Source organism: Streptomyces sp. NPDC091377 (assembly GCF_044757045.1).
GTDB lineage: Bacteria > Actinomycetota > Actinomycetes > Streptomycetales > Streptomycetaceae > Streptomyces.
Window position 1 is genome coordinate 63884 of record NZ_JBIVUE010000024.1, and the last position, 21545, is coordinate 85428.

Here is a 21545-nt window from a genome sequence, read left to right on the forward strand (position 1 = left end):
GGCCGGCGCGCTCACTGGGCCGCCTCCTCGGTGTCGTCGCTGGCGGCGGCTTCCGCGCCGTCGGTCTGGTCCGCCTCCGGGGCGGTGGGCTCGTAGACGAGCACCGCGCGGTTGTCGGGCCGCAGCCGCTCCTTGGCGACCTTCTGGACGTCCTCGGCGGTCACCTCCAGGACGCGCTGCACGGCGGTCAGGGCGAGCTGCGGGTCGCCGAACAGGACCGCGTAACGGCACAGTTCGTCGGCGCGGCCCGCGACCGTGCCGAGCCGGTCCAGCCACTCGCGTTCCAGCTGGGCCTGGGCGCGCTCCATCTCCTCGGCCGTGGGGCCCTCCGCGGCGAAGCGGGCCAGCTCCTCGTCGATGGCGGCCTCGATGACGGGCACCTCGACGTCCCCGGACGTCTTCACGTCCAGCCAGCCCAGGGAGGGCGCCCCGGCCAGCCGCAGCAGACCGAAGCCCGCCGCCACGGCCGTACGGTCACGGCGTACGAGACGGTTGTACAGCCGGGACGACTCGCCGCCGCCCAGGACGGTCAGCGCCAGGTCGACCGCGTCACACGCGCGCGTGCCGTCCTCGGGGAGGCGGTAGGCGGCCATCAGGGCGCGCGCGGGGACCTCCTCCTCGATGACCTCGCGGAGCTGCTCGCCGATGATCTGCGGCAGCGCCCCGTCCCGCGGGGCGGCCTTGCCGTCGTGCCCGGGGATGGAGCCGAAGTACTTCTCGATCCAGGCGAGCGTCTGCTCGGGATCGATGTCACCGACCACGGACAGCACCGCGTTGTTGGGCGCGTAGTACGTCCGGAAGAACGCGCGCGCGTCGTCCAGGGTCGCCGCGTCCAGGTCGGCCATGGAGCCGATCGGCGTGTGGTGGTAGGGGTGGCCCTCCGGGTAGGCGAGGGCGGTGAGCTTCTCGAAAGCGGTGCCGTAGGGAACGTTGTCGTAGCGCTGGCGGCGCTCGTTCTTGACGACGTCCCGCTGGTTCTCCATGGACTCCTCGTCCAGGGCGGTCAGCAGCGAGCCCATCCGGTCGGCCTCCAGCCAGAGCGCCAGCTCCAGCTGGTGGGTGGGCATGGTCTCGAAGTAGTTGGTGCGCTCGAAGCTGGTGGTGCCGTTGAGTGAGCCGCCGGCCCCCTGCACCAGCTCGAAATGCCCGTTCCCCTTGACCTGGGCGGAGCCCTGGAACATCAGGTGCTCGAAAAGGTGAGCCAGGCCGGTGCGCCCCTTGACCTCGTGGCGCGAGCCGACGTCGTACCAGAGGCACACCGCGGCGACCGGGGTCAGATGGTCCTCGGAGAGCACCACGCGCAGACCGTTGGCCAGGCGGTGCTCGGTCGCTGTCAGGCCGCCGGAGCCTGCCTCGGCTGTGGCCGTGTGACCCATGGGCATGTACGTCCCTTCGATCGCGGACGCGGTCGTTCGAACCGCGGTCTTCGTGCCGGTCCTGCCACTGTATGCAAGTGTGCGCGGCACCGGCGAAGTTCCCGGACGCCGTACGCCGACAGCGGATACCGGCGGCGCATCGCGTAGCCTGCGGGCAGCCGTGCCGCAGGTCGGCGCGGGCGGACGCGGGGCGCAGCGGTGGCTGTCAGCTCTGAGCGGAACCGCCGATCCGGAGCGCGATCCGGGTGTGCGGCCCGCGTTGTCAGTGCCGCGGTCCACAATGGTCCGCGTCAGATCCCGTTCCACGCTTCAGCACGTCCACGCTTCAGCAAGAGTGAGCCGCGGGGGCGGGCCGGTGTCGGCAGGACGAGCGGGCGTGCCGCGCCCGGCGTCCTGCCGACACCGGCTCCCCCACCCCCGGGCGAGCGACCAGAAAAGAGGAGCCAGGCAGCGATGGCCCGCCGCAGTACGAAGACCCCGCCGCCGGACGACTCGTACGAGGAGCGCATCCTCGACATCGACGTCGTCGACGAGATGCAGGGTTCCTTCCTGGAGTACGCCTACTCGGTCATCTACTCCCGCGCCCTGCCCGACGCCCGCGACGGCCTCAAGCCGGTGCACCGCCGCATCGTCTACCAGATGAACGAGATGGGTCTGCGCCCCGAGCGCGGCTACGTCAAGTGTGCGCGGGTCGTCGGCGAGGTCATGGGCAAGCTCCACCCGCACGGGGACTCGTCCATCTACGACGCGCTGGTGCGCATGGCCCAGCCGTTCTCCATGCGCGTGCCGCTGGTCGACGGCCACGGCAACTTCGGCTCGCTGGGCAACGACGACCCGCCGGCCGCCATGCGGTACACCGAGTGCCGGATGGCCGCCGCGACCGGACTGATGACCGAGTCCATCGACGAGGACACGGTCGACTTCGTCCCCAACTACGACGGGCAGGAGCAGGAGCCGGCCGCGCTTCCGGCGGCCTTCCCCAACCTGCTGGTCAACGGCGCCTCGGGCATCGCGGTCGGCATGGCCACCAACATGCCGCCGCACAATCTGTCCGAGGTCGTCGCGGCGGCCCGCCATCTGATCCGCCACCCCAACGCGGACCTGGACACGCTGATGAAGCACGTCCCGGGCCCCGACCTGCCCACGGGCGGCCGGATCGTCGGTCTCGCCGGTGTCCGCGACGCGTACGAGACGGGCCGCGGCACGTTCAAGATCCGTGCCACGGTCGCGGTGGAGACCGTCACCGCCCGCCGCAAGGGGCTGGTGGTCACCGAGCTGCCGTTCACGGTCGGTCCGGAGAAGGTGATCGCCAAGATCAAGGACCTGGTCGGCTCGAAGAAGCTCCAGGGCATCGCCGACGTCAAGGACCTCACCGACCGGGCGCACGGGCTGCGCCTGGTCATCGAGATCAAGAACGGCTTCGTGCCGGAGGCGGTCCTGGAGCAGCTCTACAAGCTGACGCCGATGGAGGAGTCCTTCGGCATCAACAACGTCGCGCTGGTCGACGGGCAGCCGCTCACCCTGGGCCTCAAGGAGCTGCTGGAGGTCTATCTCGACCACCGCTTCACCGTCGTACGGCGCCGCTCGGAGTTCCGGCGGACCAAAAGGCGCGACCGGCTGCACCTGGTCGAGGGCCTCATCACGGCCCTGGTCGACATCGACGAGGTCATCCGTCTGATCCGCTCCAGCGAGAATTCGGCGCAGGCCAAGCAGCGCCTGATGGACCGGTTCTCGCTCAGCGAGGTACAGACGCAGTACATCCTGGACACGCCGCTGCGCCGGCTCACCAAGTTCGACCGGATCGAGCTGGAGTCGGAGAAGGAGAAGCTCCTGGCGGAGATCGAGGAGCTGACCCGGATCCTGGACTCCGACGCGGAGCTGCGCAAGCTGGTCTCCGCGGAACTGGCCGCGGTCTCGAAGAAGTTCGGCACCGAGCGGCGTACGGTCCTGCTGGAGTCCGCGGGTGCCACGGTGAGCGCGGTGCCGCTCCAGGTCGCTGACGACCCGTGCCGGGTGCTGCTGTCCTCGACGGGACTGCTGGCCCGTACGGCGAACGGCGAGCCCCTCCACACGGACGAGGACTCCCGCCGCGTCAAGCACGATGTGATCGTCTCCGCGGTGCCGGCCACCGCGCGGGGCGAGATCGGCGCCGTCACCTCCGCGGGCCGGCTGCTGCGGATCAACGTGGTCGACCTGCCGCAGCTCCCGGACACCATGGCGGCGCCCAACCTCGCGGGCGGCGCCCCGCTCGCGGAGTTCGTCTCCCTGGAGGACGACGAGACGGTGGTCTGCCTGACCACCCTGGACGAGTCGTCGCCGGGCCTGGCCCTCGGCACGGAACAGGGCGTCGTCAAACGGGTGGTCCCCGACTACCCGTCCAACAAGGACGAGCTGGAGGTCGTCACCCTCAAGGACGGCGACCGGATCGTCGGCGCGGTCGAGCTGCGCACCGGCGAGGAGGACCTGGTCTTCATCACGGACGACGCGCAACTGCTGCGCTACCAGGCGTCCCAGGTCCGCCCGCAGGGCAGAGCCGCGGGCGGTATGGCGGGCATCAAGCTCACGGACGGCGCGAAGGTGATCTCCTTCACGGCCGTCGACCCGGCGGTCGACGCGATCGTCTTCACCGTCGCGGGCTCGCGCGGCACGCTGGACGACTCGGTCCAGACGACGGCGAAGCTGACCCCGTTCGACCAGTACCCGCGCAAGGGCCGCGCCACGGGCGGGGTGCGCTGCCAGCGGTTCCTCAAGGGCGAGGACTGTCTCTCCCTGGGCTGGGCGGGCCCCTCCCCCGCCCTCGCGGCGCAGAAGAACGGCACCCCGGCGGAACTGCCGGAGCCGGATCCGCGGCGGGACGGGTCGGGGGTGTCGCTGGCGAAGACGGTGGCGGTGGTGGCGGGACCGGTCTAGAGAGCGGGTTCCGCGATGTCGGTCGCGGTGCCGGTGCCGGTGCGAGTGCCGGTGCCGGTGCCAGTAGCGGTGCCGGTGCCGGTGCCGCTCTGGGCCTCCTCCTGTGACGGCTCGGGTACGTAGCGCAGGACGCCCCACATGCCGTGCTCGTCGGCGTGCGGGGTGTCGCTCGTCGCCGCCTCCAGCTCCTTGCCGAGCGCCGCCCGGTCGACGCCGGAGCCGATGAGGACGAGCTGTGTACGGCGGGGCTCCGCCGCGGGCCAGGGCTCCGGGTAGAAACGCAGGAAGCGTCCTACGGAGTGCACGGCGTACCGGTTGCGAGGATCGTGCGGGCCGAAGTCGACGTATCCCTTGATCCGGTACAGGCCCTCGGGACGACTGTCGAGGAACGCCATCAGGCGCCGGGGGTCCATGGGGGTGTCGGCGGTGAAGGAGAGGGTGTCGTAGGCGGCGTGCAGGTGGGCGGCGTGGCTGTCCGCGTGGTCGGATTCGTGGTGGTCCTCGCCGTCCTCGTGGTCGGTCACGTGCACGTCGTCGAAAGTCAGCTGGCCGATCCGTTCCTCGCTGGGCCGGCAGTCGAAGAGGAACCGGGGGTCGATACGGCCGTAGCGCGCGGGGACGACGGCGGCGCGATCGGTGAGGGTACGGACGAGCGCGAGGACGCGGTCGGCGGCGGTGCCTGCGCACTTGTTGACGACGACCAGGTCGGCGAGGGCGAGATGCCGGTCGATCTCGGGGTGCTTGGCGCGCGTGGCGTCGAACTCGACGGCGTCGACAACCTCGACCAGACCGCCGTAGACGATGTCCGGCAGATCGCTCGCGAGCAGCATCCGCACCAGTTCCTGCGGTTCGGCGAGCCCGCTGGCCTCGATGACGATGACGTCGATACCGGCCTCAGGAGCGGCGAGCCGTTCCAGATACAGGTCGAGTTCGCTCGCGTCGACGGCACAGCACAGGCATCCGTTGCCGAGTGAGACGGTGGAGTCGCCGAGCGCGCCCGCCACCGCCATGGCGTCGATCTCGATCGCCCCGAAGTCATTGACGACGGCGCCGATCCGGCTGCCGCCGCTGTGGTGGAGGAGGTGGTTGAGCAGCGTCGTCTTGCCTGAACCCAGGAATCCGGCGAGGACGACGACGGGGATCTGGCGCGCACCCGGACCACGACGGCCTTCATGGCCCTCGTGGTTACTGTGGTTGCCGTGGCTGCTGTGGCTCTCCCGGTACTCGCAATCTTCCTGGCTCTCCCGGTTGTCCTGGCTCCCCCGGTTCCCCCGGTTCTCCCGATTCTCCCGGTTCTCCCGGTTCTCCCGGTTGTCCTGGCTCTCCCGGTTGTCCCGGCCCTCTCGGCCCTCCCGGCCCTCCCGGCTGCGACGCACTGTGCGACCTCTCTCACGCCTGTACGCGCACCGGCTCGCGGCCGTCCCCGGGTTCGCGGAGGGTGCGCACCACCCCTGGTTGGAATGCCGCCCCAGGATACGAGTGGTCGGATGCGCCCCCGCGGCGCCCGATACGCCCCCGCAGTGAACGATTGTTCACACCACGCAGGGGGCAGACGTCTGTCAAGGCGCCGGTTCGTGCGACCCGTCTTCCTTCCGTGCGCCTCCTCTCCGCCTCCCCGCCGACCAGAGCCGCTCGGCACCCTGGGAGACGGCAAGCGCCGCCCTCCGCTCGCCGGTCCCCTTCAGTCGACCCGCACCCGACGACCGGCGGCCGGCCGCCTGATTCGGGGATTGACATGGCCAAACGGACTTTTGAGGCGCGTGCGCTGGGCGTGGTCGCCGCGGCCGGTCTCACGACCGGCGTCCTGATCGCACTCACCGCACAGCGCCGTGCGCTGCAGGCGCTGCACCTCCGTCTGGACCAGCTGGAACAGCGGACCCCGAGCCCGTCCCACGCCAACCTGGCACGGCAGCAGCACCAGCACTGGGAACTGCTGAGCAAGGCCATGGACGACCCCGAACTGGCCGAGGTCCTGGACCACTACGACGGGTCCCTCACGGCGAAACAGCGGCGCCAGTACCTCTTCGCCAACGCCCTCTACACCAACCTGCTCTTCTACTACCGCATAGGCAACCTCACCAAGGACGAGTTCTTCCAGCACGTCCGCGGCATGCTCCAGAACCCTGTCGTCCGCGAGTACTGGACCGCGGGCCGGCATCAGCGCGCCAGCATCACCGACACCGAAGAGGCCGAACTGGGCCAGATCGTGGACGACCTCTTGCGTGCGCTGGAAGACACCGACGAGGAGTGGTGGGTGGTGGGGATCCCTCCGGGTGAGGAGGCTTAGAAGTCCGGGGAGGGCGGGCTCGTGCCCGTATCCCCGGGCCGGGTCATCCGGCGGGCGCGCCGCCACGGTCCGGGCCCGGTCGGTCCGGTGTGATCCGGGCGATGACCGGCAGGTGGTCGCTGCCGGTGGCGGGCAGGGCGCGGATGTGGCCGACGGTCGCCGAGCGGGCCATGACCTGGTCGATACGAGCGACGGGGAAGGACGCGGGGAAGCTGAAGGCGAAACCCCGCTCCGCCGTGTTCATCCGCGAGGTCAGGGGGGCCAGCCCACGGTCGTCGACGGTGCCGTTGAGATCACCGAGCAGGACGACGGTCTCCCGTTCCTCGGCGGTGAGGGCCTTGCCCAGCAGAGCCGCGCTCTCGTCCCGCCACGCGGACGCGAGGCCGCTCGACCCGACACGGACCGAGGGCAGGTGTGCGACGTAGACCGCGACATCGCCGTACGGCGTCTCCACCACGGTCCGCACCGCGCGGTTCCAGTCCTCCTGGATCCCCTGAGGTTTGATGTCCACCGCCCGGACCCCGGTCAGCGGGTGCTTCGACCACAACCCCACCGTGCCCTGGACGACGTGGTGCGGATGGCTCGCGGCGAGGCTCCGCTCGTACTCGGCCAGCGCCGGAGGCACCAGTTCCTGCAACGCGATGAGATCGGGCCCGGCATCCGCCAGAGCGCGCGCCGTACCGGCCGGATCGGCGTTCTCGTCACTGACGTTGTGCTGTACGACCACCAGATCCCGCGAGCCGGATTCCGCTTCCGCCGGCAACATGAGCCCACCGAAGAGATACGTCCAGACCGCCACCGGCAGCAACAGCGCCAGCAGCGCGACCGCCGAACGGCGCGCCAGGGCCAGGACGAACAGTACGACGACCACCAGTCCGAGCCAGGGAAGGAACACCTCCAGCAGGCTCCCCAGACGGCCGACGGAGTTGGGCACCGCCCCGTGGAAGGCCAGCAGCCCGGCCGTCAGCAGCGCGAGCACGGCCGACATCCGCCCCGGCGCCCACACCGACCGGTCCCGCCGGTCCCGCCGACACCACGGGTCCCACTGGTTCCACCGGCACCACCGGCCACGCTCCGTCATGGCTTCCCATCTGCTTGATCGTGCTGGCTAAGACGAATCAGCAGACGAATCAGTTTCGGGGACAACGAAGGCGCCGGACCGCCGCGGAGGGGGATCCTCCTGGGTCCGGCGCCTGGCGCCTGGGGCCTGAGGCGCTGTTGGGGGCCGGGTCAACGGCCGGGGTGGGTCCGGCGCCTGGAGTGCCGCCCGCCGGCCGGGTCGCCTCAATGGCCGCCGTCGGTCCGTGCGATCAGGGCCGGACCATCACATCCGGACGATCAGGGCCGCACGATCAGGGCCGGCCCTCCACGGCACCGGACGACTCAGGCATCCGGAATGTCGGCCTTCGCCTTCACCAACGTCTCCCTGGTGATCCTCACGATGCGCTCGTGGGCGGCCCGCCCGGCGTCCGGCGGCAGTTCAGAGTCCAGTGAGTCGGTGACATCGGTGCCGATGATCGCGAAGTCGCCGTCCGCCAGTTCGAAGATGTCGGGGCACGTGGCCCCGTTGGTGCTGCCGCGGAGGCGTGGCGAGACGCCCAGGCGACGAATGATCTGACTCACTGTTGATTTCCCTCTGTTCTCAAGGCACTGCGCCTGCGCACGCTGCCGCGCGGTGCGCGATGGCATCTTTGCAGGCACAGAACCCGAATCAGAGGGACCGGCACGCACTCCGGGAACGGCAGTTACAGCGATCAGCGCCGCCCCACCCGCGCACCACCGTCTCGCACCGCCACCAGGGCCCCTCGCTCCCACACCGGCACTGACTCCAGGCAGCAACCCCACCCCACAGCCAGCGCCCTGCCCCAGGTCACGGCACCTCGCCCCCAAGCAGACACACGTCACCCCCAGGCAGGCACCTCCACAGGTGCCCCCGGTCCCACATACCGCGCCACCGGACGGATGATCTTCGAGTCCTGCGCCTGCTCCAGAAGGTTGGCGCTCCAGCCGACCGTCCGCGCGGCAGCGAACGTCGGCGTGAACATCTCACGGGGCAGCCCGCACAACTCCATGACCACACCGGCGTAGAACTCGACGTTGGTGTGCAGTTCGCGCCCCGGCTTCAACTCCGCCAGAATCGCCTCCACCTGCCGCTCGACCTCCACGGCGAACTCCACCCGCGGTCCCCCGAACCCCTCCGCGATCTCCCGCAGCATCCGCGACCGCGGGTCCTGGGTGCGGTAGACGGCATGGCCGAAGCCCATGATGCGGTCCCCGTCGAGCACCCGCTCCCGGATCCAAGGGTCGATCCGGTCCGGTGTACCGATCGCGTCAAGGGTGTCCAGGGCGCGGCTCGGGGCCCCGCCGTGCAGGGGACCGGACAGCGCGCCGACCGCTCCGACGAGACAGGCCGCCACGTCCGCGCCGGTGGACGCGATGACCCGAGCCGTGAACGTTGACGCGTTGAACCCGTGATCAATGGTGGAGATCAAGTATTGCTCGATCGCCCGCGCCCGCCGCTCGTCCGGCTCGTTCCCGGTCAACATGTACAAGTAGTTGGCCGCGTACGACAGATCCTGCCGCGGCTCGATCGGATCAACACCCCGCCCCAGCCTGTGCAGTGCCGTCAACAGGGTCGGCACAGCCGCCGCAGCCACGACGGAGTCAACCCGACGCTGCTCCACGTCCATGTCGTACACAGGGCGGAACCCCTTGGCCGCCCCCAGCAACGACAACGCGGTCCGCATCCCGGCGAGCGGCCCCGATCCCCGCCCGGCCGCGGCGATCGCGGGCAGCGCGGCGCTGACCTCGTCGGGCAGCCGTCGCAGCCCCGCCGTCTCGGCGGCGAACTCGACGCTCCGCTCGGCGTCGGGCAGTTCACCATGGACCAGCAGGTGCCAGACGTCCTCGAAGCCGCGGGTCTGCGCGAGGTCGACGGCCGAGTACTGGCGGTAGTGGTAGAAGCCTTCGAGCCCCCGTACGTCTCCGATCTCGGTGTCGGCGACGACGACACCGGCGAGCCCCCGGGGTGCGTTGATGAGGGTGGCGGTGGACCTGTTGACGGGCATGGTTTCCTCCCTGGACTTGATTCGAATGTCCATGATTGACTCTTCACCTGTCAATATTGATTGAATCAATATCAATCAACACGTCCCCGCCGCCGGATACGGTGACGCCATGCCCGATCAAGAACCCGGCCCCGCCCACCCCGAACGGCGACTGACCACCAAAGAGGCCGCCGAACTCCTCGGCGTGAAGCCCGAGACGGTCTACGCCTACGTCAGCCGCGGCCAGCTCAGCAGTCGCCGTGCCGAGGGCGGACGCGGCAGCACCTTCGACGCGCAGGAGGTGGCGTCGCTGGCCCGGCGCAACAGACGGGAGAGCGCGGGGAGTTCGGCATCCGGCGGCGGCGAACTCTCCGTACGGACCCGCATCACACTCATCGAGGACGACCGGTACTACTTCCGCGGCGTCGACGCCACCGAGCTGGCCGCGCGGCACTCCTACGAGGAGATCGCCGACTGGCTCTGGACCGGACGGCTGCACCCCGGCGTCACCTTCACCGCGCCCGAGAGCGTGATCGACCTCGCCCGCCGAGCGGTCAACGCTTTGCCCGAGCACACGGACCCCACCGATCGGCTCCGGGTCGCCGCGATCGCCGCCGCCACGGCCGACCCGCTGCGTTTCGACCTGTCGGAGGAGGCGGTGCTCGGCACCGCGCGGACCCTCATCCCCACCTTGGTCGGCGCCCTGCCGGCCGCGATGTACGCGCCCCAGGACGACGGGCCCATCGCCCACCGGCTCTGGACCAGGCTCAGCGTGCGCGAGGCCGACGAGGCGTCACTGAGCGTCCTGGACAACGCTCTCGGGCTGCTCGTGGACCACGACCTCGCCGCGTCCACCCTCGCGGTCCGCGTCGCCGCCTCGGCCCGTTCCCACGCCTACGCGGCCGTCTCCGCGGGCCTCGGCGTGCTGGAGGGCCCGCTGCACGGTGCCGCGAGCGGGCTGGCCCACCGGCTCATCAAACAGGTGCTGGAGGAGGACGACGCGGCGCCGGTGATCGCCGGCGAGCTACGGGCCGGGCGCCGGATCCCCGGCCTGGGCCACCGGCTCTACCGCGGCGAGGACCCGCGCGCGCGTGCCCTCTTCGCGCGCCTGGAGGCACTCCCCCACGCCGAGCCCGCGCTCGCCGCCGCCCGCGACATCGTGGACATCACCGCCCGCCACACCCCGCTGCACGCCAACGTCGACCTCGCGCTCGCCGTGTTCACCGTGGCCGGCGGCATGCAGGCCACCGCGGGCGAGGCGATCTTCGCCGTCGCCCGCACCGCGGGCTGGATCGCCCACGCGTTGGAGGAGTACAAGGAGCGGCCTTTGCGTATGCGACCGGAAGGACAGTACGTGGGTCCGCGACCGCCCCAGCCCTTGCCGGAGTAGGACCGCAGGAGGCACCGGAGCCTGACCGGAGCAGGACGGGAACAGGAGAGGCCCCGGCCGGAAGTCGCCTACGGGGAAGTCAGGTTAGGCTCACCTGTGTGAGTACGTGCACGACCGTCTCCCGGGACCTCGACGAGCCCGTTTCCGGCACCGCGGCCACGGCCAGGACCTGGCTGCTGCTGGAACAGCCCGGCCCCTGGGGTGCCCGCGCGCTCACATCGAGCCACCTGGACCCCGCCCTCGGACGCGCCTTGGAGGCCGCCGCCCAGGACACGGGCGTACGCGTCGCGCTCATCCGCCGCCCGGGGCGCCACGCCGATTTCGGGAGGCCCATGGTGCGGCAGGTGTACGCCGCCCACACACTGCCGGGCGGTGTATGGCTGCACCACGCGACCACGACCGACCCGAGTCAACTGCTCAACATTGATTTCACCGCTCTGGGCAGAGGCGATCACCACACCTTCGACACCGCCCTCCAGGGACGGCCGCACACCGGCGACCCCCTCGCGCTGGTCTGCACGAACGGCAAGCGTGACCGCTGCTGCGCCCTCCTGGGCCGCCCGCTCGCCGCCGAGCTGGCCGCGTCGGGGGTGGAGGGCGCCTGGGAGGTCACCCATCTGGGTGGCCACCGCTTCTCTCCGACGGTCCTGGTCCTGCCGTACGGCTACGCCTACGGCCGTGTCCAGGCCCACACCGTCAAGGAGGTACTCCACCGTGTCCAGGAGGGCCGTGTGGTCGTGGAGGGCTGCCGGGGCCGGTCGGCCTGGGACCGGCCCGGCCAGGCCGCCGAGCTGGCCGTGAGGACAGCGGCCCGCGAGTACGGCGCCGGCGCCCTGGACGTCGTACGCGTGATCGGTTCCGCACCCCGCTGGGAGATCACCGTCGCCCACACGGACGGCCGTCATTGGCGGGTCGTGGTCGCCCAGGGCGCCTCGCTGCCACCCCGCCCGGAGAGCTGCGGCTCGGTCCTGGGCACACCCGCCCGGATGGACGTCGTGTCGGTGCGCGAACTGACCCCGGCCCCCGCCCTGGCCCGCTGACCACCCGCCCCGCCCCTTGGTCCCGCCGCAGGCCGACCGCCCTCAGCGTGGCGCACGCCCTACGCCGTGCTCCGTACGCAACGTAACGTCTGGGGCATGAGCCCCACTCCCCCCTCCCGTCGCATGCGCCTGGGACTGCCCCGTAGGGCGTTCTCGCAGGTGCTGCTGATGCAGGTGGCGATCGCCGCGGGGGTCGCGGTGCTGGCGACCGGACTGTTCCTCGCGCCGCTCAGCGACCAGCTCGACGACCAGGCGATGCGCCGCGCGCTGGCGATCGCCCAGACCACGGCCGCCCAGCCGCAGCTCGCCGCACAGGTCACGGACACCGCTCCGACGGTCGACGGGCCGGTCCAGCAGGAGACGGAACGGATCCGGAAGGCGACGAAGGCCGAGTACGTCGTGGTGATGGACCGGCGGGGCGTGCGCTGGTCGCACACGGATCCCGCGGAGATCGGCCACGTCGTGTCCACGGACCCCAGTGACGCGCTGGCGGGCCGGGACGTCATGGAGATCGACGAGGGCACACTGGGCCGTTCCGCGCGCGGCAAGGTGCCGCTGAGGGCCGACGACGGCACGATCGTGGGCGCGGTGTCGGTCGGTATCGCGTACGACAGTGTGCGGGCGCGGTTGATCCACGCGATCCCGGGCCTGCTCGCGTACGCGGGCGGCGCGCTGGCGGTCGGCGCGCTGGCCGCCTGGGTGATCTCCCGCCGGGTGCAGCGGCAGACGCGTGACCTGGCGTTCTCCGATATCTCGGCACTGCTGTCGGAGCGTGAGGCGATGCTGCACGGCATCCGTGAGGGCGTGGTCGCGCTGGACCGCTCGGGACGGGTCCGGCTGCTGAACGACGAGGCGCAGCGGCTGCTGGGCATCGGTGAGGAGGCCGTGGGCCGTTCGCCGGACGAGGCGCTCGGCAGGGGACGTACGGCCGATGTGCTGGCGGGGCGGGTGGACGGCACCGATCTGCTCACGGTGCGCGGCCACCGGGTGCTGGTCGCCAACCGGATGCCCACGGACGACGGTGGCGCGGTCGCCACGCTGCGTGACCGTACGGAGCTGGATCAGCTCGGCCGGGAACTCGACTCCACACGCGGCCTCATCGACGCCCTACGCGCGCAGGACCACGAGCACGCCAACCGGATGCACACCCTTCTGGGGCTGCTGGAGCTGGAGATGTACGACGATGCCGTGGAATTCGTCGGTGAGGTGGTCGGCGGTCACCGGGCCACGTCGGAGCAGGTGACCGAGAAGGTACGGGACCCGCTGCTGTCGGCATTGCTGGTCGGCAAGGCGACCGTCGCCGCCGAGCGCGGGGTGGCCCTCGGCATCTCGGACCGCACCTGGCTGACGGACCGGTTGATCGATCCGCGGGGTCTGGTCACCGTCGTGGGCAACCTGGTGGACAACGCGCTCGACGCCACGGCCGGCACCCGTGACGCGCGCGTGGAGATCGAACTGCTCGCCGAGGGCCGTACGGTCGTCCTCAAGGTGCGGGACACGGGTCCGGGGGTTCCGGCGGAGCAACGGGAGTTGATCTTCGAGGACGGCTGGTCGACCAAGCAGCCGCCCGCCCACCGCGAACGCGGTATCGGGCTGTCCGTGGTCCGTAAGCTGGCCGAACGGCAGGGTGGCACCGCGACCGTGGCGCAGGCCCACGGCGGCGGAGCGGAGTTCACCGTCGTCCTGCCCGAGGCCCTGGCCGAACCAGAACCGAGACCGCACCTGGGACCGGAACCGGGACCGGACCTGGGACCGGGGCGGGGGCCGGAGCAGGCCCTGGCCACTGGACCGAGCACCACTGTGCCGAACGCCGCCGTACCGAACGCCGCCGTGCGGACGGCTGTCCCGCCGGTCCCCGCCGAGGAGGAGTCGCGATGATCGAGGTCCTGGTCGTGGACGACGACACGCGGGTCGCGCGGGTCAACGCCGCGTACGTGGAGAAGGTGCCGGGCTTCCATGTGGCCGGCGAGGCGCACAGCGCGGCCGAGGCGCTGAGCCGACTGGAGGCGCTGCCCCGGCTGGATCTGGTCCTGATGGACCACTACCTGCCCGACGACACGGGTCTCGCGGTCGTACGGGAGATGCGCCGCCGCGGCCACCAGACCGACGTGATCATGGTGACGGCGGCGCGGGACATCTCGACGGTGCAGGAGGCGATGCGGCACGGGGCGCTGCAGTACCTGGTCAAGCCGTTCGCCTTCGCGGGCCTGCGCGCCAAGCTGGAGGCGTACGCGCAACTGCGCCGCACTCTGGACGGCGGCGGCGAGGCCGAGCAGGCCCAGGTCGACCGGATCTTCGGCGCCCTGTCGGCCGGGTCCGAATCCGACCTCCCCAAGGGCCACTCCCCCACCACCGCCGAACTGGTCCGCCAGTCCCTGATGCACGCCGAGGGCCCCCTGTCGGCCCAGGAGATCGCCGAGCGCACCGGCGTAAGCCGCCAGACCGCCCAGCGCTATCTCAAGCTCCTGGAACGCACCGGACGCGCCACCCTGACCCTCAAGTACGGCGACGCGGGCCGCCCCGAACACCGCTACGTCTGGGCGACCCGCACCTGACCCGGACCGCCATCACGCTCCCCGGGGACCCCGGGGGACCATCCAGGGACCACCAGGATCACCCGAGATCCCCGGAACCACCGGGGACCCCCAGGACCTCCGGGGACCCCCGGAGGCACACCGAGCAACGCCGAGGCGATCCAAGCCGGCGCGCAGCGCCTACGCGTCGATCCGTGACCGGTCCAGCGTGGCCGCGCTGCTGGAGATGAACTCCTTGCGCGGGGCCACGTCGTTGCCCATCAGGAGGTCGAAGACCCCTTCGGCGCTCTCCAGGTCGGAGAGGTTGATCCGGCGCAGGGTGCGGTGGCGCGGGTCCATCGTGGTCTCGGCCAGCTGGTCGGCGTCCATCTCGCCGAGGCCCTTGTAGCGCTGGATGGCGTCCTTGTAGCGGACGCCCTTGCTCTGGAACTCCATGAGTGTGTCCCGCAGCTCCCGGTCGGAGTAGGTGTACACGTACTTGTCCTGGCCCTTCTTGGGCTGGACGAGTTCCACCCGGTGCAGCGGCGGCACCGCGGCGAACACCCGACCGGCCTCGACCATGGGCCGCATGTAGCGGTGGAAGAGCGTCAGCAGCAGGGTCCTGATGTGGGAGCCGTCCACGTCGGCGTCGGTCATCATGATGATCTTGCCGTAGCGGGCGGTGTCGATATCGAACGTACGCCCGGATCCAGCTCCTATCACCTGGATGATCGCACCGCACTCGGCGTTCTTGAGCATGTCCGTCACGGACGACTTCTGCACATTGAGGATCTTGCCGCGGATCGGCAGCAGCGCCTGGAACTCGGAGTTCCGGGCGAGCTTGGCGGTGCCGAGCGCGGAGTCCCCCTCGACGATGAACAACTCGCTGCGGTCGACGTCGTCGCTGCGGCAGTCGGCCAGTTTGGCGGGCAGGGACGAGGACTCCAGCGCCGTCTTCCGGCGCTGCGCGTCCTTGTGCTGGCGGGCCGCGATCCGCGTCCGCGCGGCGGCGACGACCTTCTCCATGACCACGCGGGCCTGCTGGGCGGCGTCCCGCTTGGTGGCGGTCAGGAACGCCTTCAGCTCCTTGGTGATCACGTTGTTCACAATGCGGCGGGCCGCCGAGGTGCCGAGCACCTCCTTGGTCTGCCCCTCGAACTGCGGCTCGGCGAGTCGGACCGTGACGACCGCGGTGAGGCCCTCCAGGGCGTCGTCCTTGACGACGTCGCCCTCGGCGACGCGCAGGAGCTTCTTGGCCCGCAGCGCCTCGTTCATGGTCTTGGCGACGGCCTGCTCGAAGCCGGCCATGTGGGTGCCGCCCTTGGGCGTGGCGATGATGTTGACGAACGACCGGAGCGTGGTGTCGTAGCCGGTGCCCCAGCGCAGGGCCACGTCGACGCCGAGTTCGCGGGTGACCTCGGTGGGGGTCATCTGGCCGTGCTCGTCCAGGACGGGGACGGTCTCCTTGAAGGTGCCCTGTCCGGTGAAGCGGAGGGTGTCGCAGATGGCCTTGTCGGTGGCCAGGTACTCGCAGAACTCACTGATGCCGCCGTCGAAGCGGAACGACTCCTCGCCCTTGCTGCCGCCCTCGCCGAGGCCGAACTCGTCGCGTACGACGATGGTCAGGCCGGGCACCAGGAAGGCGGTCTGGCGGGCGCGCTGGTGCAGGTTCTCCAGGGAGAGCCGGGCGTCCTTGAGGAAGATCTGGCGGTCGGCCCAGTAGCGCACGCGCGCGCCGCTGCGCGTCTTGGGGACCTTCTTCGTCTTGCGCAGTCCGCTCTTGGCCTCGAACTTGGCGTCCGGCCCGGCGGCGGCGAAGGCTCCGGGGACACCGCGCCGGAAGCTGATCGCGTGGGTGTGGCCGCCGCGGTCGACCTCGACGTCCAGGCGCGCGGACAGGGCGTTCACCACGGAGGCACCCACGCCGTGCAGGCCGCCGGACGCGGCGTAGGAGCCGCCGCCGAACTTGCCGCCGGCGTGCAGCTTGGTCATCACGACCTCGATGCCGGACAGACCCGTCTTGGGCTCGACGTCGACCGGGATGCCGCGGCCGTTGTCACGGACTTCCACGGACCCGTCGTCGTGGAGGATCACTTCGATGTGGTCGCAGTACCCCCCCAGGGCCTCGTCCACGGAGTTGTCGATGATCTCCCAGAGGCAGTGCATCAGGCCACGACTGTCCGTCGAGCCGATGTACATGCCAGGGCGCTTGCGTACGGCCTCAAGCCCTTCGAGGACGAGCAGGTGCCGCGCGGTGTAGTTGGAACCGTCCCGGTCTGCTCCTGCCAGCAGCGCTGTGGACGGCACGGACGTGTCGGCGGTCACGCGGTTCGCTCCTCGCTGAATTTCAGATGATGCCCAAGTGGGTAAGGGCGCGGCTTCTGTTGCCGCTCAGAGGGTACCGAGGCCAGATAGAGCCGTTGTAACGCCACCCTCTCCTCATCTCAGACTAGTCGAGGGTCGCATACGTGTTCGATCCCTCGATGGAGTGAAGTACATATCACGTTCCCTTCCAGGCATGAACCATTTAGGCTCCGGGCACGTCCTCATGAACAAACCGGCAACCCAGCCGGGAGGACCGACCCCTGACCGACAGCGCGAAACCGTAAGACATGAGCACCACGCACTACGGCACATTCGCCGCCAAACCGGCAGCAAACAGCCGCCTCGGAAGATTTTTTCGAGGAGAAGCCACGAGCGGGAACGTTTTCGGGCTGGTTGGATGTTGACCCTGGTACGACAGCTCGTCGAGCTAGAGAAGAGGCGACGTGACTACTGTTCTGACCCCCGCGAGCCCGCTGACGGCGGCTGATCGCTGCGACCGGTGCGGCGCCCAGGCGTACGTGCGCGTCGTCCTGCTGAGCGGTGGAGAACTGCTCTTCTGCGCCCATCACGGTCGCAAGTTCGAGCCGGAACTCAAGAAGATCGCCGCTGAAATACAGGATGAGACGGAGCGGCTCACGTCCGTTCCCGAGACCGCCTCCGAAGAAGAGCGCTGAGACCTCGCGTCCCACGACGAGCCAGTGCCGGCACAGGCCGGCCCACGGGCGACCGACCCTCACCCAGGAGGGTCGGTCGCCCGTACTCGTGGGCGTCCCAGCCGGGCCCGCAGAGGGCCGCTGACGGGGCCATACAGCCGTACAGCCGCCCGAGCCTTCCTCCGACGCCTCCGGAGGACTCCGGGGGCGCACAAACCCTTCGGGAGGACCCCCGGGAGGACTTCCGGGCCCGTTCAGGCCCTCTGGGCCGGTTCAGGCCCTCTGGGTCCGTTCAGGCCCTCTGGGCCCGTTCAGGCCCCCTGAGAGGGCCCCCACAACCCGTACACCCGTAGACAGCCTTCCGAGAGGGCCCTCAGTCCCTCTCACCGCCCGTAGGCCCGCCTGTCGCCGACCGGCGGGCTCCTGCCGTCAGCCCGCCTCCGGGGCCCGCGGTGCGGCCTCCTGGGCGCTCCCGGTGGCCACCTCGCCCCAGCCGAGTCGCTGCACGAGGTCGGAGACCCGGGTGTAGACACCGGGGCTTCCCGCCCGGCCGCAGCCACTACCCCAGGACACCAGGCCGATCAGCCGCCCCTCGGCGATCAGCGGCCCTCCGCTGTCGCCCTGACAGGCGTCCCGTCCGCCCCGCCGCTCCCCCGCGCACAGCATGCTCTTCGCGCGGTACGTGCCGACCGCACCCCCCGGATACGCGTCCTCACACTCGGCGTCGGCCAGTACGTGCACCCGCGAGGCGCGCAGCGCGGTGGCGTAGTCCCCGGCACCGGTGACATCGCCCCAGCCGTAGACCAGGGCCGCGGTGCCGGCGTCGTAGGCGGAGTCTCCTGTTCCGGCCATGCCGACGACCGCGCGGTCGGCGAGCGGCTCGGCCAGGGTCAGGACGGCGAAGTCACCGGCGTTGTCGGCGGCGTCGTAGTCGGGATTCACCCAGGTGTCGCTGACCGGAACCTCCTCCCCCTCGGTCGAACGCAGATCCGTACGGCCCGCGATGACCTTGAGATCCGGGATCTGGTCCGGAGGTGCCCCCAGAACCTCCTCGCCCAGGCAGTGGGCGGCCGTGAGCACGGTCGTACGGCCGACCGCGACACCCCCGCAGAACTGGCCCGAGCGGGTACCTCCGAACCGGTCACGGCTGGACACCGCCACCGTCCAGGGACTGTCCGCCGCGTCGACAGGGAAGCCGCCGATCACCACGCTGTCGGCGGAGACGGGGGCGGCGGACATCAGCGGTATCGCGGTCGCGGCGGCCATCAGTACCAGCGGCCGGGCCAGTGCCCGGACAACGGGACGACGCATGTGCGCACCTCACTCTCGGGGTCGGGTGGAACACCCAGAGTGATCCACCACGAGGCACCCCGCATGCGCGCGGGCAGCACGAAGGCCCGGTTCCCTGAGCGTGGAACCGGGCCTTGCGTGGCGTACGACCGGTGTCCGTGGCGGACTGCCGACGGCGGCCGGCGGGCCGGTGGCGTGACCTAGTCGAGGTAGTCGCGCAGAACCTGGGAGCGGGACGGGTGGCGGAGCTTCGACATGGTCTTCGACTCGATCTGGCGGATGCGCTCGCGCGTGACGCCGTAGACCTTGCCGATCTCGTCCAGGGTCTTCGGCTGACCGTCGGTGAGACCGAACCGCATGGAGACGACGCCCGCCTCGCGCTCGGACAGCGTGTCGAGGACCGAGTGCAGCTGCTCCTGCAGAAGCGTGAAGCTGACCGCATCGGCGGGGACCACGGCCTCGGAGTCCTCGATGAGGTCACCGAACTCGCTGTCGCCGTCCTCACCGAGCGGCGTGTGCAGCGAGATGGGCTCACGGCCGTACTTCTGGACCTCGATGACCTTCTCCGGGGTCATGTCGAGTTCCTTGGCCAGCTCCTCCGGGGTGGGCTCGCGGCCCAGGTCCTGGAGCATCTGGCGCTGTACGCGCGCGAGCTTGTTGATGACCTCGACCATGTGCACCGGGATACGGATGGTGCGGGCCTGGTCGGCCATCGCGCGGGTGATCGCCTGCCGGATCCACCAGGTGGCGTACGTGGAGAACTTGTAGCCCTTGGTGTAGTCGAACTTCTCCACCGCGCGGATCAGACCGAGGTTGCCCTCCTGGATCAGGTCCAGGAAGAGCATGCCGCGGCCGGTGTAGCGCTTGGCCAGGGAGACCACCAGTCGGAGGTTGGCCTCCAGGAGGTGGTTCTTGGCGCGGCGGCCGTCCTCGGCGATGATCTCCAGCTCGCGCTTGAGCTTGGGCGCCAGCTTGTCGGCGTTGGCCAGCTTGTCCTCGGCGAACAGACCCGCCTCGATGCGCTTGGCCAGCTCCACCTCCTGCTCGGCGTTGAGCAGGGGGACCTTGCCGATCTGCTTGAGGTAGTCCTTGACCGGGTCGGCGGTGGCACCGGCGGCGGCGACCTGCTGGGCGGGCGCGTCGTCCTCGTCCTCGTCGGAGAGGACGAAGCCCGCGCTCTCGGCGCCCTCGGGCTCCTCCGTACCGCCCTTGGCCTCTTCGAGCGCCTCGTCCTCGACCAGCTCGGCGTCGTCCTTCTTGGCCGTGGTCTTCTTCGCCGCCGTCTTCTTGGCGGTCGTCGCCTTCTTCGCGGCTGCCTTCTTGGCGGTCGTCGCCTTCTTCGCAGCGGCCTTCTTGGCGGGCGCGGCCTCCTCGGCGGACACGGAGGCGTCGGCGGTCGCCGCCGGAGCGGCGGCCGTGGTGGCGGATGCCTTCCGGGTGGTCACCGTCTTGGCCGCGACCGTCTTGGTGGCGGTGCGCTTGGCCGGGCTCTTCGCTGCGACGCTCTTGCGGGTGCGCTTGGGCTCTGCGGCACTGACCATCAGCGTCACACCCTCTTCCTCGAGGATCTGGTTGAGGCTGCGCAGTACGTTCTTCCACTGAGTGGCCGGAATCTGGTCAGCTTCGAAGGCCCGACGCACGTCATCGCCGGCGATCTGCCCCTCAGCCTTTCCCCGCTCAATGAGCGCCATGACAGAGACGGACTCGGCGATCTCCGGCGGGAGCGTACGGGATGTGCTGGCCGACACGAACAACCTCTCGGAACGTTGGAAAACGGCTTCCGGCCCCGTCCACGACGGACAGGAGCCGACCACCGGCTTGGGAGTGGGCCGACGGCGCGGGCGGGTGCCGGGGAGATGCACAGCGCCATGAACGGCGTCCGTATTCCCTCCGCGGCTGTCACCTCTTAGGTCATCGCGCTGTTACCGCGAGCGTTACGCCCAATCTGCGTGGCCCGAGTCACACCCCGTACACGCGCAAAAGAGGTCAGACGTGTGCAGAGGAGGTCATCGACCGGTCGACTCCGGGCCGATTCGGGGCAACCGGTGGCCTCCGGGTCGATTCCGGATCAGCCGTTCGGAGACGGGGCGATCCGGATCACGGCGGCTGGACGGACCGATCGGAGCCAGTCGCCGGGCGACGGACCAATCCGTGTCAGTCGCCGGGCGACGGAGCGATCGGCGTCAACCGCTGGACGACGGAGCGATCGGCGTCAACCGCTGGACGACGGAGCGATCGGCGTCAACCGCTGGACGACGGAGCGATCGGCGTCAACCGCTGGGCGACGGAGCGATCGGGGTCAACCGCTGGACGACGGAGCGATCGGGGTCAGTCGCTGGACGACGGACGGATCCACGTCAGCCACTCGGCGGCGAACCGATACGCGTCAGCCGCTCGGCGCCGAACCGATTCGGATCAGCCGCTCGAAGCCAGGCCGATCGGTGCCAGCCGTTCGGGACGGGCCGATCCGTGTCAGCCCGTTCGGAGACGGGCCGATCGGTGTCTGTCGCTCGGAGGCGGACCGATCTGTGTCAGCCGCTCGGCGGGAGGCCGATCCGTCTCAGCCGCTCGGCGGCAGGCCGATTCGGTCAGCCGGGCCGTTTTGCCGTCGGACCCCGCGGATCCGGGTGGGATCCCACGGGGTCCGACGGGCGCCGGGTCTCCCGGCCGGGCGGTGCCACACGGAGGGCGGGCGCGTCCCCAGGCCGCCCCGC

15 protein-coding genes are annotated in these 21545 nt (G+C 70.4%); 7 read left to right on the forward strand and 8 right to left on the reverse strand.

Going from position 1 to position 21545, the window contains the following annotated elements; all coding sequences use genetic code 11:
- Nucleotides 1-11 precede the first annotated feature (11 nt).
- Complete coding sequence (locus ACIQNG_RS34550) at nt 12-1382, reverse strand: M16 family metallopeptidase (RefSeq protein WP_401425389.1); 1371 nt, start codon at nt 1380-1382, stop codon at nt 12-14.
- 447 nt (nt 1383-1829) lie between these two features.
- On the opposite strand from ACIQNG_RS34550, the gene ACIQNG_RS34555 reads away from it, so the two are divergent.
- Nucleotides 1830-4286, forward strand: a complete 2457-nt coding sequence (locus tag ACIQNG_RS34555) for a DNA topoisomerase (ATP-hydrolyzing) subunit A (protein ID WP_401425387.1) — start codon at nt 1830-1832, stop codon at nt 4284-4286.
- Here ACIQNG_RS34555 and ACIQNG_RS34560 read toward each other — a convergent pair.
- Nucleotides 4283-5428, reverse strand: coding sequence for a CobW family GTP-binding protein (locus ACIQNG_RS34560; RefSeq protein ID WP_401490683.1), 1146 nt, complete (start codon nt 5426-5428; stop codon nt 4283-4285). The genes ACIQNG_RS34555 and ACIQNG_RS34560 overlap by 4 nt on opposite strands.
- 593 nt (nt 5429-6021) lie before the next feature.
- Between ACIQNG_RS34560 and ACIQNG_RS34565 the strand changes: the two genes are divergently transcribed.
- On the forward strand, nt 6022-6573 hold the full coding sequence (locus tag ACIQNG_RS34565) for a DUF6082 family protein (RefSeq protein WP_401425384.1): 552 nt from the start codon (nt 6022-6024) through the stop codon (nt 6571-6573).
- 43 nt (nt 6574-6616) lie between these two features.
- Here ACIQNG_RS34565 and ACIQNG_RS34570 read toward each other — a convergent pair whose 3' ends face one another.
- From ACIQNG_RS34570 to ACIQNG_RS34580, 3 genes are all read right to left on the reverse strand, one after another.
- Complete coding sequence (locus ACIQNG_RS34570; RefSeq protein WP_401490685.1) at nt 6617-7561, reverse strand: endonuclease/exonuclease/phosphatase family protein; 945 nt, start codon at nt 7559-7561, stop codon at nt 6617-6619.
- Between the two features lie 395 nt (nt 7562-7956).
- Nucleotides 7957-8196 (reverse strand): hypothetical protein, encoded by a 240-nt coding sequence (locus tag ACIQNG_RS34575; RefSeq protein WP_401425382.1) that lies wholly within the window; start codon nt 8194-8196, stop codon nt 7957-7959.
- Between the two features lie 278 nt (nt 8197-8474).
- On the reverse strand, nt 8475-9641 hold the full coding sequence (locus tag ACIQNG_RS34580) for a citrate synthase/methylcitrate synthase (RefSeq protein ID WP_401490648.1): 1167 nt from the start codon (nt 9639-9641) through the stop codon (nt 8475-8477).
- 109 nt (nt 9642-9750) lie between these two features.
- Here ACIQNG_RS34580 and ACIQNG_RS34585 point away from each other — a divergent pair, with 109 nt between their 5' ends.
- From ACIQNG_RS34585 to ACIQNG_RS34600, 4 genes are all read left to right on the forward strand, one after another.
- Nucleotides 9751-11010 (forward strand): citrate synthase family protein, encoded by a 1260-nt coding sequence (locus tag ACIQNG_RS34585; protein WP_401490650.1) that lies wholly within the window; start codon nt 9751-9753, stop codon nt 11008-11010.
- 98 nt (nt 11011-11108) lie between these two features.
- Nucleotides 11109-12050 carry a sucrase ferredoxin gene (locus ACIQNG_RS34590; protein ID WP_401490652.1) on the forward strand — a complete coding sequence of 314 codons (942 nt, stop codon included), beginning with the start codon at nt 11109-11111 and terminating at the stop codon, nt 12048-12050.
- Between the two features lie 96 nt (nt 12051-12146).
- Entirely contained in the window at nt 12147-13928 is a 1782-nt protein-coding gene (locus ACIQNG_RS34595; protein ID WP_401490654.1) for an ATP-binding protein, read from the forward strand.
- Nucleotides 13925-14605: a response regulator gene (locus ACIQNG_RS34600; protein WP_401425374.1), complete on the forward strand. Its 681-nt coding sequence runs from the start codon at nt 13925-13927 to the stop codon at nt 14603-14605. The genes ACIQNG_RS34595 and ACIQNG_RS34600 overlap by 4 nt, the downstream gene beginning before the upstream one ends.
- Nucleotides 14606-14764: 159 nt before the next feature.
- Here ACIQNG_RS34600 and ACIQNG_RS34605 read toward each other — a convergent pair whose 3' ends face one another.
- On the reverse strand, nt 14765-16888 hold the full coding sequence (locus tag ACIQNG_RS34605; protein ID WP_401490656.1) for a type IIA DNA topoisomerase subunit B: 2124 nt from the start codon (nt 16886-16888) through the stop codon (nt 14765-14767).
- A gap of 443 nt (nt 16889-17331) precedes the next feature.
- Between ACIQNG_RS34605 and ACIQNG_RS34610 the strand changes: the two genes are divergently transcribed.
- Nucleotides 17332-17562 carry a hypothetical protein gene (locus ACIQNG_RS34610; protein WP_401425369.1) on the forward strand — a complete coding sequence of 77 codons (231 nt, stop codon included), beginning with the start codon at nt 17332-17334 and terminating at the stop codon, nt 17560-17562.
- Between the two features lie 408 nt (nt 17563-17970).
- On the opposite strand, the gene ACIQNG_RS34615 is transcribed toward ACIQNG_RS34610, so the two are convergent.
- Together ACIQNG_RS34615 and ACIQNG_RS34620 are read right to left on the reverse strand one after the other, a co-directional pair.
- The gene (locus tag ACIQNG_RS34615) at nt 17971-18852 is read right to left on the reverse strand and encodes a S1 family peptidase (RefSeq protein WP_401490658.1); all 882 of its coding nucleotides are present in this window, start codon (nt 18850-18852) and stop codon (nt 17971-17973) included.
- A gap of 179 nt (nt 18853-19031) precedes the next feature.
- Entirely contained in the window at nt 19032-20579 is a 1548-nt protein-coding gene (locus ACIQNG_RS34620; protein ID WP_401490660.1) for an RNA polymerase sigma factor, read from the reverse strand.
- Between the last annotated feature and the right edge of the window lie 966 nt (nt 20580-21545).